The sequence below is a fragment of the Phorcysia thermohydrogeniphila genome (assembly GCF_004339575.1).
Classification (GTDB): domain Bacteria; phylum Aquificota; class Aquificia; order Desulfurobacteriales; family Desulfurobacteriaceae; genus Phorcysia; species Phorcysia thermohydrogeniphila.
Map to the genome: position 1 here is coordinate 20143 of NZ_SMFV01000001.1, position 12077 is coordinate 32219.

12 protein-coding genes and 1 riboswitch are annotated in these 12077 nt (G+C 45.0%); of the genes, 10 read left to right on the forward strand and 2 right to left on the reverse strand.

Annotated elements, in window-relative coordinates; translation table 11 throughout:
* The 4 genes from csm5 (at position 1) to speD (ending at position 4448) form a co-directional block, all read left to right on the forward strand.
* Positions 1-1236, forward strand: a complete 1236-nt coding sequence (gene csm5, locus CLV27_RS00115; RefSeq protein WP_132524564.1) for a type III-A CRISPR-associated RAMP protein Csm5 — start codon at positions 1-3, stop codon at positions 1234-1236.
* A complete protein-coding gene (gene cas6, locus CLV27_RS00120) occupies positions 1236-2015 on the forward strand; it encodes a CRISPR-associated endoribonuclease Cas6 (RefSeq protein WP_132524566.1) in 780 nt (259 codons plus the stop codon). The genes csm5 and cas6 overlap by 1 nt, the downstream gene beginning before the upstream one ends.
* Positions 1996-3936 (forward strand): helicase HerA domain-containing protein, encoded by a 1941-nt coding sequence (locus tag CLV27_RS00125; RefSeq protein ID WP_207891587.1) that lies wholly within the window; start codon positions 1996-1998, stop codon positions 3934-3936. The genes cas6 and CLV27_RS00125 overlap by 20 nt, the downstream gene beginning before the upstream one ends.
* A 122-nt stretch (positions 3937-4058) precedes the next feature.
* On the forward strand, positions 4059-4448 hold the full coding sequence (gene speD, locus CLV27_RS00130) for an adenosylmethionine decarboxylase (protein WP_132524570.1): 390 nt from the start codon (positions 4059-4061) through the stop codon (positions 4446-4448).
* Between the two features lie 34 nt (positions 4449-4482).
* Here speD and CLV27_RS00135 read toward each other — a convergent pair whose 3' ends face one another.
* The gene (locus tag CLV27_RS00135; RefSeq protein WP_132524572.1) at positions 4483-4869 is read right to left on the reverse strand and encodes a TraR/DksA family transcriptional regulator; all 387 of its coding nucleotides are present in this window, start codon (positions 4867-4869) and stop codon (positions 4483-4485) included.
* Between the two features lie 77 nt (positions 4870-4946).
* Here CLV27_RS00135 and CLV27_RS00140 point away from each other — a divergent pair, with 77 nt between their 5' ends.
* Genes CLV27_RS00140 through polA form a run of 3 tightly spaced genes read left to right on the forward strand, consistent with a single transcriptional unit; the run spans position 4947 to position 9160 of the window.
* Positions 4947-6134, forward strand: coding sequence for a pyridoxal phosphate-dependent aminotransferase (locus tag CLV27_RS00140; RefSeq protein ID WP_132524574.1), 1188 nt, complete (start codon positions 4947-4949; stop codon positions 6132-6134).
* Complete coding sequence (locus CLV27_RS00145; protein ID WP_132524576.1) at positions 6127-6639, forward strand: PH domain-containing protein; 513 nt, start codon at positions 6127-6129, stop codon at positions 6637-6639. Before CLV27_RS00140 ends, CLV27_RS00145 begins: the two co-directional genes overlap by 8 nt.
* A 7-nt stretch (positions 6640-6646) precedes the next feature.
* On the forward strand, positions 6647-9160 hold the full coding sequence (gene polA, locus CLV27_RS00150; protein ID WP_132524578.1) for a DNA polymerase I: 2514 nt from the start codon (positions 6647-6649) through the stop codon (positions 9158-9160).
* Here polA and CLV27_RS00155 read toward each other — a convergent pair.
* On the reverse strand, positions 9135-9467 hold the full coding sequence (locus CLV27_RS00155; RefSeq protein WP_132524580.1) for a NifB/NifX family molybdenum-iron cluster-binding protein: 333 nt from the start codon (positions 9465-9467) through the stop codon (positions 9135-9137). The genes polA and CLV27_RS00155 overlap by 26 nt on opposite strands.
* A gap of 64 nt (positions 9468-9531) precedes the next feature.
* Between CLV27_RS00155 and CLV27_RS00160 the strand changes: the two genes are divergently transcribed.
* From CLV27_RS00160 to modB, 3 genes are all read left to right on the forward strand, one after another.
* Complete coding sequence (locus CLV27_RS00160) at positions 9532-10188, forward strand: O-methyltransferase (protein ID WP_243644815.1); 657 nt, start codon at positions 9532-9534, stop codon at positions 10186-10188.
* A 317-nt stretch (positions 10189-10505) separates the two neighbouring features.
* Positions 10506-10628: riboswitch (molybdenum cofactor riboswitch) on the forward strand.
* Between the two features lie 49 nt (positions 10629-10677).
* Positions 10678-11406, forward strand: a complete 729-nt coding sequence (gene modA / locus CLV27_RS00165) for a molybdate ABC transporter substrate-binding protein (RefSeq protein ID WP_132524584.1) — start codon at positions 10678-10680, stop codon at positions 11404-11406.
* A complete protein-coding gene (modB, locus tag CLV27_RS00170) occupies positions 11407-12075 on the forward strand; it encodes a molybdate ABC transporter permease subunit (RefSeq protein WP_132524586.1) in 669 nt (222 codons plus the stop codon).
* Positions 12076-12077 lie beyond the last annotated feature (2 nt).

A 12077-nucleotide genomic window follows, 5' to 3' on the forward strand; every position in this document is an offset into this window, starting at 1 on the left:
ATGGAAAGGATGGCTCCTGTTACTTTTAGGTGTCGTTTAGAGGTTAAAACGCCCCTTTCTATTACGACCGGTGAGGAGTACACCTTCCTTGAGTATACGGTGAAAGGGAACAAGTTCTACCTAATTGATTTTGGGAGGTTTATCGGGAAGCTCAGGAAGGCCGGAAAGTTCAGGGAGTTCTTTGAGCTTATGAAGAACTTCACCGTTTACGATATTCCCCGCCTCCAGAGGTTTTTTATGGAGAACGTTGATGAGTCGGTTTCCTTGTTTGTCGGGGAGGTTGATGAAGATGCCGTTAAGTACTTCAGGAACAAGATGAGAAGCATGCAAAGGTTATCCCGCGAGGATAAGGAAACTTTTCAAAAAACGGTCTCCAAGTTTGTAGTAAAGAAAATTCACAGAAATCCTTTAACAAATCTTCCCTATATCCCCGGTTCAAGCATAAAAGGAGCAATCAGGACGGCACTTATTAACTATTTACTGGAAGAAGGATGTATAGACCGGGAAAAAGTTTTTGGTGAAATTGAGGAAGCTTTTAGAAAATATTTAAAGGACACGTGGCCTAAAAGCTATTCTAAGGACGAGCTTAAAGGGAAAAGAAAGGCTGTAGATAAACTTATGGAAGAGCTCAGTAAAGTTTTTAGTGGGGAATTGGACAGTTCTCTCAGGTGTGATGTTACTAAATACGAAAAGTTCTTTGAGAATAATGACTTCTCTAAGGACTTTTTCAGATTCGTCAAGGTTAGTGATTTCCGACCGATTTCGGATGTTGTTACTTCTATCGGAAGGATAAGGAGGCTGAAAAGAAAAGGCGGAGAAAGTAAATTTGGCCTAATGGAGTACATAAAGGAGGGAGCTTTTGAAGGGGAGGTAACGATTTATCCTTCATATATGAAAGCTTTCTTGAGCTTTCCTCTGGAGCTGACTCCGAGCCTCTTAATCAAGGCTCTCAGGAAAGAGTTCTCTAAGGTGTTTAATAAGGAGCATAAACTTTGGAAAGTATCGGCTTTTAAGGTTTCGCCGGCTTTCAGTGAGTACTACAGAAGTGAGGAGGGTAAGAACAAGGTTTCTTTTGTCAAGCTTGGATTTGGAGCAGGAGCTCTCTCTAAGACTTTTAGCGACGACGACATAAGGGTTGTTGGAAACGCCGTTACGGGAATAAGGAACGTCCCTACCGAACTAACCCTTTTAGGAGGGAAACCCTTAGGCTGGTGCGTCTTAGAGGTGGTTGAGTAATGCCGGTGAAACTTCTTTTAAAGTTCGGGCTTTCTTCTCCCGTTAAGGTTTCCTCTTTAAAACCTAAGGTAATTCACGGCATTTTCTTTTCCCTATTTCAGAAAAACAAGGAAGTCGGGGAGCTCCTCCACTCTCCCAGCTTAAAGCCTTTCACCCTCTTCTTCCCTGCCTACTTTAGAAAGCCGGAAGAGGAGGTTACCTCTTTCACCTTAGAGCTAAACCTTTTAAACAACGAGCTCTTTCCCGAAGTTGCGAGGGTTCTGTTTTTTGAGAAAGAGCTTGAGGTTTCTGTAAACGGAGTGAAGGCGGAGCTCCGCTCTTTAAAGCCCGTCCTCGTTGAAACCTACGAGGGGATGCTAAAGGGGAGCTCTCCAAAAAGGGACATAGTCTTAGACTTCTTAACGCCTACCTCCTTTAGAAAGAAGGATGCTGACCTTGTTCTTCCAGAGCCTTACCTTGTATTCAGGAACCTTTTAAGGCGCTGGAACGCCTTTTCTCCAATTAAGATTCCTCCGAGGGAGCTGATTTCTTTTGTGAAAGAAAACCTCTTTGTTTCCGGTTGCTGGATAAAGACAAAAAAGGTAGAAATAATGAATGAGGCAAAAATAACCGGCTTTATGGGTAGAGTTTACTTTTACGCTTTTAAGGAAGAGCCAGAAGCCCTAAAGGCGCTGAATGCCCTCTGTAGGTTCTCTGAGTTTTCCGGCGTTGGCAGGAAGACAACTATGGGATTTGGAAAGGTTAGGTGGGAGAGGGAAAATGAAAGTTTTGAGGAGTGATGAGATTTACGGTTGTATAGAGGGACTTATAAAAGAAGCAAAGGAATCTGTAAAGATTTCCTCTGCATGGCTAAGGGGAGGAATTGTTGAGGGGCTCTTAAACGGCCTTTCTTCTGGGGTTGAGCTTGAAGTTGTTTTAAGGGCGTCAGAACTCCAAGACCTTGTCATAACCGACGACAGAGTTTTTGAGAAGATAAGGGAAAAAGGGGGAATTATCTACCTTAACAGCAGGCTTCACGCAAAGTTTATAGTGATTGACGGGAAAAAGGCTGTTGTTGGCTCTGCAAACTTTACAGGGGCAGGTCTTTCAGATTACTCTCAGGGAAACATAGAGGCTGGCGTTTACTACGATGCCGACGACGACTCAGAGGAGCTGAGGAAGCTCGTAGAGTACTTTGAAAGGATAAAAGAAGACTCCTTTAGGTTTGACGACAGCCTTCTTGGGTTTGCAATAAACCCAGTAAAGTCTCGCTCCTTTGAGTTTGTTCTCCTTGAGCCAGATGTTGGAGAGCAGTCCTACGTAGAAGTTAGGAGCGAGGAGGGGATAGTTCTTGGAAGGGTTGTTAGCGTTTACTCCTACGATATGGGCTTCTTTGCCAATCCTTTTACTGCCGGAGAGTCGCCGGTTTTTGGCTCTATTGATACATTTAAAACCCTCTTTGCAGAGAGGAAAGGTAAGGACTGGAAAAAGGCAGCTGTGTGGTCCTACCTAAACGAAAACGGTAAAAAGGTAAAGATTGCCGTTGTTGACGTTGTTGGAGTTGTGAAGGACGGAAAGTTAGAAACTCCTTTAAAACCCTTTGATGTGGGAGCTCCCGTCTACTCTGCTTCCGAAAGAGCTCTAAAACTCCTAATGGAGAAGAACTTCTCTGGAAAAAAGATGAAATATCCTGTAAAGGTTGGAACTCTTGAAGGTAGCGATATTGAAGCTTTCGTAGACGCCGGAGAGGTTATAACTAAACACATGCTCGTCCTTGGGACGACAGGCTCAGGGAAGAGCTACTTTGTAAAGCTCTTTCTATCACGTTTTGTGAAAGAGACGGGAATTCAGATTTTCATCCTTGACCCTCACGGGGAGTACTTTGAGGATTTAAAGAGGTGGGGAGTTGAGGATATTGACCTCTTTCAACTTGAGGACACGATTTTTCCGGTCTATCCGGAAGAGGTGGAGGAGCTTATAAAGAGTGCCGGCTATCCTGAGCTAATCAGCGGTAACAAAAATGAGGCAAGGAAAAACAGGGGAGTGATTTCAAAGTTCGTAAAGCCTGCATTCTCTACTACTTTGCTTAAAGAGAAAAGTTTGCTCTCTCTTTTAGATGAGTGTGAAAGCGTTAACGGTGTGAACTTAGAGGAGGTGAAGGCGGAGCTCCTTACCCTCTTTGGAAGTACTGTCGGGAATCAGCCAGAAATCTGGGAAAAGCTTAAAGAGGGCTTAAACAGTAAAAGATCCGTGGTCATCTTTGACTTTTCTAAGATTACGACCCCAAAGAGTAGAGTTAACCTTGCAGGTTTTGTGATGCAGGAGCTCTTTTTACAGAACAAGGAAAGTAAAGAGGAGAGGCTCTTGGTTCTTGAGGAAGCTCACAGCTTTGCTCCTGAGTCAAGTTACGGAGACGTTTCTGCCGGTAAAGATAACCTCTCCCTCACTACGGCAAGGAAGATTGCCTCTGAGGGAAGGAAGTTTAACCTTGGGCTTTTAGTTATAACCCAGAGGCCGGCTCAGGTCAGTAAATACGTCCTCTCTCAGGCAAACACGCAGGTTATGTTTAGGACTATGAACTCTGCAGACCTTGATGCAATAATGAGCTACGTTGAGTTTACGAGGAGGGACATTGTGGAGCTCCTTCCCTCCTTCCAGACGGGAACGGCGGTTGTGAGTGGACTGGGAGCTCCGTTTCCCTTTGTGGTTAACGTTGAGTAGCCGAGGGTGTAAAATTTGATTGTATATTCATACAAAACGCATATAATTGAACCCTGCAAATTTGGTGAGGAGGAGGCTGCGGCCTTGAGTGTTATCTAACTTCAGATAGAGGAGGAAGTAAAATGGCAAAGACCCTCGGCGTTCACATCGTAGCTGACCTCTACGGGTGCGACCCAGAAATCCTCAAGTCTGCCGAGAAGATGGCAGAAATCTTTGAGGGGGCTGTAAAGCACGCAAACCTCAACAAACTCTCTTCCTACTACCACCAATTTCAACCCTTCGGAGCAACGGGGGTTGTTGTAATATCAGAATCCCACCTTTCATTCCACACTTGGCCTGAGCACGGCTACGTTGCTATTGACGTTTATACGTGTGGAGACCATGAAAACGCCTTTAAGGCCTTTGACTATATAGTTGAAAAGCTCAACCCTGAAAGGATAGAAAAGGAAGTTCACTTTAGAGGAGTTGTTAACGAGGAGGAAGAGGTTACTTTCTGCGCTAGTGTCGGCTGAGTTTACTTAAAGGGGGAGAGTCCTCCCCCTCTAACTACTCCTCTTCGCCGAACTTCCTCTCATAGTTTTCCTGCTCAAGCTTGCACTTTATGCAGAGCTCCGCTACAGGACGTAGCTTGAGCCTCTCGTATCCGATACACTCTCCACAGTTCTCGCAAATTCCGTAAGTTCCTTCCTCTATCTTCTGGAGGGCCTTTTCTACTTTCTTCAGGTACTTGGCTTCTCTGTCCCTGATTCTCATTTCAAAGGTTCTTAGTATCTCATCCGTTGACATGTCAACGATGTCTCCAACTTCCCTTTCGGCGTTGAGCTGTTCTTCAAGTCCCCTCTTTATGTCTTCAAGAACTTCCCTTTTTTTCTGTTCAAGAATTTCCTTTAGTTCTTTGAGCTGTTCAAGGGTGAGGCACCTGTTCCCCTTCATTATCACCTCCTTCTTTTGCTGTGGGAAAAGTATCAGTAAACGTGTAAAATGTCAACGACAAAGAGGTGGAGGTTGCTATGAAGCTGGCAGGAAGAGTTCTTGGGATGTCACCCTCTCCAACGATGGCCATCACTTCAAAGGCCAAGGAGATGAGGGCTAAAGGAATAGACGTTATCGGCTTTGGTGCTGGAGAGCCCGACTTTGATACTCCACAGCACGTTAAAGAGGCGGCTATAAAGGCGATAAATGAAGGTTTTACCAAGTACACACCTCCAGCTGGTATTCCGGAGCTCCGTGAGGCTGTTGCTGAAAAGCTACGGAAGGAAAACGGCATAGACTACGAGCCTTCTCAGGTTGTAATAACCGACGGTGCAAAGCAGGCTCTTTTTAGCCTGATGCTTTCCGTTATTGAAGAGGGAGACGAAGTAATCATTCCAGCTCCTTACTGGGTTACCTACCCAGAACAGGTAAAGTTTGCAGGTGGAAAACCTGTCTTTGTGGAGACGAAAGAGGAGAACAACTTTTCTCTGACCTTAGAGGACATTGAGCCTGCCGTTACCGAGAAAACTAAAATGATAATTCTCTGCACTCCAAACAACCCGACCGGCTCTGTTATTGATAGGGACGAGCTTGAGAGGATCGGCAAGTTCTGCGCTGAAAGGGGAATCCTTATAGCCTCCGACGAGTGTTACGAAAAGCTCACCTACGACGGCTTTAAGCATACGAGCATAGCCTCAATCTCTGAGGAGATTAAGAACGTTACAGTAACCATTAACGCCCTTTCAAAGGCCTTCTCAATGACAGGCTGGCGGGTTGGCTACGCTGCAGGGCCTAAGGAGATAATAGATGCAATGGTAAAGATTAACTCCCAGTCAATATCTAACGTAAACTCAATAGCCCAGAAGGCAGCCGTTGCTGCTTTAAGAGGTCCACAGGACTTTTTAAATGAGTGGCTCTCTGCCTTTGATGAGAGACGCCGCTACATGGTTGAGAAGTTAAACGAGATTCCCGGCGTAAAGTGTCTACTTCCAAAGGGTGCTTTTTACGCCTTCCCCAACGTGAAGGAACTCTTAAAGATGGCAGGACTAAAGGACGACTTTGCTCTTGCTGATTACCTCCTTGAAAAGGCCAAGATTGCCGTTGTTCCGGGAACAGCCTTTGGCATGCCCGGGTATTTAAGGCTTTCCTACGCTACTTCTATGGAGAACATAAAAGAAGGCCTCCGTAGGTTCCACGAGGCTGTAAAGGAGCTCCTAAATGGCTGAGAAGGTTTTTAAAACGGATAAACTGACTTTCCTTAGTTACGGGTTGCTCGTTGTTGCCTACGCCCTCTTTTTTGGGTTACTCTTTGCAAGGACAGGGGGATTTTCCTTTAAGTCTGCCATACTGCTCCTTTTCATTCTCCCCGTCCTTGCTTACTTCTTTTTCCTGAGCAAGAAGAAGGTTGTTATTTCTGACAAAGGAATCAAAGTATTTGGTCTTACGGGAAGGAAAGAATTCTCATGGGAGGATATTCTTGAGGTTTCCCTCTCTCCCGGCAGAAAGTACTTTATCTTTATCGGCGACAAGAACGGAGAGCTGGCTGTTATTGACGATTCAACGGAGAACTTTAAGGAGCTCCTAAGGGAGATAGGGAAGAGGATTTCAAGGGATAAACTTCCGGAAAACTACGAGAGCTTGATAGAGAATTACAGACGTTCCTATACTTCGCCGGTTCTCATTCTCGTGGCTTCTGCTGTTCTCTTCTTTGTGATACTTAAAAGCTTGTAGGGAAGAGATGACTGAAAAGAAGGTTTTCCTTTTTGACGGGACGAGCCTCGCCTACAGAGCTTTCTATGCCATAAAGGGGCTTTCTACCAGTAAGGGCTTCCCTACCAATGCTGTTTTCGGTTTTATCCGGATGTTCTTAAAGCTCTACAAGGATTTTAGACCGGAATACATTGCCGTTGCCTTTGATGTTGGCAGGAAAACCTTTAGAACAAAGCTCTTAAAAGAGTACAAGGCAAACAGGAAACCTACTCCTGACAACTTTAAGGTTCAGCTACCGTACATAAAGAAGTTCTTAAGGTGCTTTGGCGTTACTGTTCTTGAAAAAGAAGGTTACGAGGCTGACGATATCCTTGGAACGCTTTCAAAGAAGTTGTCTGCGGAAGGTTTGAAGGTTTTTATCGTTACTCCCGATAAGGATATGAGACAGCTGATAGACGAAAACGTTACGGTTGTTGCCATTTCAAGTAAAACAGGAGAGAAGAAGGTTTACGACCTTGAAACTTTCAGGAGAGAATACGGGATAGAGCCTTCTCAGATTCCAGACCTTTTTGGACTCTGTGGAGACTCTATTGACAACATTCCGGGCGTTCCCGGGATAGGGGAGAAGGGAGCTCTAAAGCTCATTGCCGAGTACGGAAGCCTTGAGAACCTGTACGAAAACCTCCTCAGGTTAACGCCAAAAAGGAGAGAAACATTAAAAGAATTTAAAGAACAGGCTTTCTTGAGCCGTGAGCTTGCAAGGGTAAATACTGAAGTTCCGATAGAGGTTTCCTTAGAGGAGCTTAAACTCAAAGAGCCCGACGGTAAGTGTTTGGGAGAGCTCCTAAAAGAGCTTGAAATGAAAAGCACAGCTTCAGAGATTCAGAAGCTCTTCCCGGGACTTGAATTAGGAAGCATTTCCCAGCTTAAAAAGAGTAAGAGAATTTCCTTAGAGGAAATTAAGAAAAAAACGATAACTTTTGACCTCTTTTCTCAGCCGGAACTGGCTCTTGTTTACGGTGAAACTTTTGCCGTCGCTACTATAGAAGGCTTCGCAGAAGTCTCGCCGAAGGAGCTCTTTAAGCTTTTACCACTTAAAGGGAAGATTTACACCTTTGATCTAAAATCCCTTTACCACCGCTTGGGAGAAGACTTAAGAAGGTATCCCTTCTTTGACCTTTCAATTGGTCAGTATCTCCTGAATCCACTCCTTAAGGGCTATTCTGCTCGTGACGTTCTTCAGGAAAGGCTTGGGGTAATTGGAATCAATGACCTTCGCGATTATTCCCATTACGCTATAAAGATTGGTAGAGAGATTCTTTCAGAGCTAAAGAGGGAGGGTCTTGAAAAGCTATATAGAGAAGTAGAACTCCCTCTTACCTACGTTCTTTACCGGATGGAAAAGAGGGGAGTTCTCTTTGACAGGGGATACTTAGAGTCCTTTGGCAGGGAGCTTGACGAGAAGGCTGAAAAGTTAAAAAGGGAGATATTTGAGATTGCCGGCGAGGAGTTTAACGTAAATTCAACAAAACAGCTTGCAAAAGTTCTCTTTGAGAAGCTGGGACTTAAACCTCTTAAGAAAACAAAGAGTGGCTACTCAACCGACGTTGAAACACTTACGGCCTTGGCCCTTGAAGGTCACAAAATTGCAGAGCTCCTTCTTGAATACCGGAAGTTAACGAAACTCTCCAGCACCTTTGTTAAAGGTATCCTAAAGCATATGGACGAATCTGGGAGAGTTCACACAACGTTTATTCAGACCGGAACAGCAACCGGTAGGCTCTCTTCAGCAGAGCCGAACCTCCAGAACTTACCGGTTTCGGACGAGATATCAAAGAAAATACGCCACGCCATAACTGCTCCAGAGGGCTACACCTTGGTCTGGGCTGACTACTCTCAGGTGGAGCTCCGTATCCTTGCCCACCTTTCTCAGGACGAAAATCTCATAAAGGCCTACAGGGAAGGTAAGGACATACACACGGAGACTGCCAAGAGGCTCTTTAAGGTTTCTGAGGTTACAGAAGAGCTCCGCCGCGTTGCAAAAACGGTTAACTTTGGGATTATCTACGGTATGAGTCCCCACGGGCTTTCTGAGAGACTACGAATACCGGTAAAAGAGGCTGAAGAGTACATCAACCGCTACTTTGAGGAGTTCCCCGGAGTTAAGGAGTACATAGAGAGAACCTTAGAGGAGGCCTACAAGAAAGGCTACGTCAGAACTCTCTTTGGAAGGAAAAGGCCACTTCCGGAGCTCTCCTCTTCTAACCAGAACGTAAGGAGCTTTGGAGAGAGAGCAGCGGTAAATGCCACAATTCAAGGGACGGCTGCAGACATTATGAAAATGGCGATGGTAAAGCTCCACGACGAGCTTGAAAAACTTGGAGCTTATATGATACTTCAGGTTCACGACGAGATAGTCATAGAAGCTCCAGAGGAAAAGAAAGAGGAGGTTAAGGAGCTCTTAAAGGAGACTATGGAGAACGTCGTTAAGCTTTCCGTTTCCCTGACTGTAGAGGTCAGCTCTGGGAAGCACTGGAGCTGAGGATTTTCCTCACAACCTCTTCAAGAGTTCCCGATACTCCAGTTTCCACCTCTATTCTGTAGTGCTCAAAGAGTATCCTGAGTCTTGTTCCCATTTCGCCTGTGACGATTTTCTTGACTCCTAAGGCGGAAAGCATTTCTGGGATGAGTCCGGGTTTTTTCTCCTTTGCTGGAACGTTTTCATAAACGTTTACCTCTGCCTCCTCTCCTTTTAGGCTGACGACTACAAAGTAGGGAGCTCTTTCAATCTCCTTTGCTACGGGGACGTTGAGTCCTGAGTCACTCTCAACCGGAATTGCCACTTTCATCTTTTACCTCTCTTGCTTTTGTTGTTCTAATTTTAACCGCAAATCTTTAACAGGGAGAGAAGTGATGTTTAAACGGTGGCAGAATTTGGGTGAGATTCTTCCAGATTACTTAGAGAAGTTTGTAGAGGACTTTGGTAAAAAGGAAGAAGTCCTTCTTGAGATTGAGGAGTTCGCAAAGGAGAATAAAGTTCCGATACTCCTGCCCTCTGCAGCTTCATTTTTAAGGTTTCTTGTTTCCCTTTTAAGGCCCAAAAGAGTTCTTGAGATTGGAACGGGTATAGGTTATAGCACCCTCAACATTTACTATGCCTACCCAGAGGCAGAGATTATTACCGTTGACTCAAACAAGAAGAGAGCTCTCATCGCTAAGGAGTTCTTTAAAAAGGCAGGGGCTAAAGTGGAGCTCCTTGAAAAAGACGCCTTTGACGTTATAAGGGACTTCCTCTCTCAAGGGAAGACCTTTGACCTTATTTTTATTGACTCTGTTAAGGCTGAATATCCTTTCTTTAACTATAAAGTTCAAGCTCTCCTTTCTGATGGTGGAGTTGCCGTTTTTGACAACGTTCTCTTTAGGGGTTACGTGGCAGGGAGGGAGTTTGATAAAAGGTATAGGAGAACGGTGGAGCTCCTAAAACTCTTCCTCTCCCAAGTAAAAGAGTATCCTGCTGTAAAAAACTACCTTTTCCCAGTAGGGGACGGTCTTTTAGTTGTGTTAAAATGAAACAGATGTTCTTTGAAAGTTGAATAAGGTTAACGGGCAAAGTTCAGTAGGCTTAAACTTTTTGCTCGGCAAGCTTAGTTTTCAACAAGTTATAGAGTTTGATAGAAAACTCAAGTTCTGGGGAGCTTGATTTTCAATACTTCCAGATTTTTGCTCTTGAAATGCCCGAAAAAGAGGACGGGATTGCGACCGCTATTCTGTATCTGTTCAAACCCACCTTCTCTATTTCTTTTAGTTGAAATGCCCGAAAAAGTAAACGGAATTTATCAGGGGGGGAGTCTCAGGGGGGATGATAATTCCCCCTTACTGTTGTATAATCCTTTCACGGGTTCCGAGCCTGATTTCCTAAGGGCTTTAAGGCCTATGGAGTCAGGCCGATAGGGTGTGTCTGGAAACGGGCACGCCTCCCGGACTTGGAAAGGAACCCGAGCTTTAAGGGGTCAGTTCCGGTCCGGGGCTGACCCCTTAAGTATTTTTAGGAGGAAAGCAGTGAGGGCTTTGTTCTTAGCTCTGTGGATTTTGCTCTTTTGGACTCTCCCCTCTAAGTCTGAGGAGCTCTTCGTTTCTTCAGCGATGGGAACTAAGGAGCTCGTTACTGCCATTGGAAAGGATTTTGAAAAGGAAAAGGGACACCTTGTCATATTCAACTTTGCCTCCTCCGGAAAGCTTGCAGGGCAGATAGAAAGGGGAGCAGATGTTGACGTTTACATATCTGCCTCACGTTTCTGGGCAAACTACTTAAAAGAAAAGGGGCTCTTAGAATCTGTTTCCCCTTTTGCAAAAACTGAGCTCGTTGTAGTTACGTATAGGAGCTCAAAGATTACCTCTTTACAGGAGGCCGAAAGGATTGCCCTTGGGGACAGGTTAGCTCCCGTTGGTAAGTATGCCATTCAAGCCCTTCAAAAACTCGGGCTCTACGATAAGCTAAGGGATAGGCTCGTTTACGCTCCAAACGTAAGACAGATAACAATTTGGGTTACTACAAAGAACGCAGACGCAGGGATTATCTACTACTCAGATTACCTTAAGTTTAAGGACAGACTGAAACTTCTTGAAGTTCTCCCTGAAACTTCCCACGACCCCATAAGGTTTTACGTCGGGATAGTTTCCTCTTCAAAGAAGAAGGAAGTTGCAGGGGAGTTTAAAGAATTTCTCCTGTCAGCTCCTTCAAGCACCTACAAAAGCTTTGGCTTTTCAAAGTGTGGAGAGAGGAATTAAATGCTTGACCCTCAATCCCTCTTCTCAATTAAGCTCTCTCTAAAGGTAGCAACTCTTTCTGCACTTATAGTTTTCCTTACAGGTCTTCCCCTTTCATACCTCCTTGCACTAAAGAGGTTTCCCTTTAAGAACCTCCTTGACGCCCTCATTACCCTTCCTCTCGTCTTTCCTCCAACTGTGACCGGTTACATTCTTCTGCTCCTCTTGGGGAAGGAAGGCTTTATCGGAAAGCTCATTTACAAGCTCTTTAACACGGGAGTTGTTTTTACTTGGTATGGAGCTGTTGTTGCAGCGTCGGTTGCTGCTTTCCCGATTTTTGTAAAGAGTGCGAGAGCGGCGATAGAGGCAGTTGATAGTAACCTCATAAAGGTTTCCTACACCCTCGGCAAGGGAGAGCTCTCCACTTTCTTTAAGGTTATCCTTCCACTTGCAAAGAGGGGAATAGTTGCAGCCCTTGTTCTCTCCTTTGCGAGAGCTCTCGGCGAGTTTGGAGCTACCTTGATGCTTGCAGGGAACATTCCCTTTAGGACGAACACGATTCCCCTTGAAATATACAGTGCCGTTTCAGGTGGAGACTTTGAAAGGGCAAACCTTTTAACGGCCATTACGGCTTCTATGTCTGTCGTCATTATCTACCTGATAAACAGGCTGACGAGCTCTAAGGGGTAAAG

Bases quoted from the DNA above. Each gene is read 5' to 3' on its own strand.
- csm5 (WP_132524564.1), top strand. From the start codon at position 1: ATGGAAAGGATGGCTCCTGTTACTTTTAGGTGTCGTTTAGAGGTTAAA.
- cas6 (WP_132524566.1), top strand. From the start codon at position 1,236: ATGCCGGTGAAACTTCTTTTAAAGTTCGGGCTTTCTTCTCCCGTTAAG.
- CLV27_RS00125 (WP_207891587.1), top strand. From the start codon at position 1,996: ATGAAAGTTTTGAGGAGTGATGAGATTTACGGTTGTATAGAGGGACTT.
- speD (WP_132524570.1), top strand. From the start codon at position 4,059: ATGGCAAAGACCCTCGGCGTTCACATCGTAGCTGACCTCTACGGGTGC.
- CLV27_RS00135 (WP_132524572.1), bottom strand. From the start codon at position 4,869: ATGAAGGGGAACAGGTGCCTCACCCTTGAACAGCTCAAAGAACTAAAG.
- CLV27_RS00140 (WP_132524574.1), top strand. From the start codon at position 4,947: ATGAAGCTGGCAGGAAGAGTTCTTGGGATGTCACCCTCTCCAACGATG.
- CLV27_RS00145 (WP_132524576.1), top strand. From the start codon at position 6,127: ATGGCTGAGAAGGTTTTTAAAACGGATAAACTGACTTTCCTTAGTTAC.
- polA (WP_132524578.1), top strand. From the start codon at position 6,647: ATGACTGAAAAGAAGGTTTTCCTTTTTGACGGGACGAGCCTCGCCTAC.
- CLV27_RS00155 (WP_132524580.1), bottom strand. From the start codon at position 9,467: ATGAAAGTGGCAATTCCGGTTGAGAGTGACTCAGGACTCAACGTCCCC.
- CLV27_RS00160 (WP_243644815.1), top strand. From the start codon at position 9,532: ATGTTTAAACGGTGGCAGAATTTGGGTGAGATTCTTCCAGATTACTTA.
- modB (WP_132524586.1), top strand. From the start codon at position 11,407: ATGCTTGACCCTCAATCCCTCTTCTCAATTAAGCTCTCTCTAAAGGTA.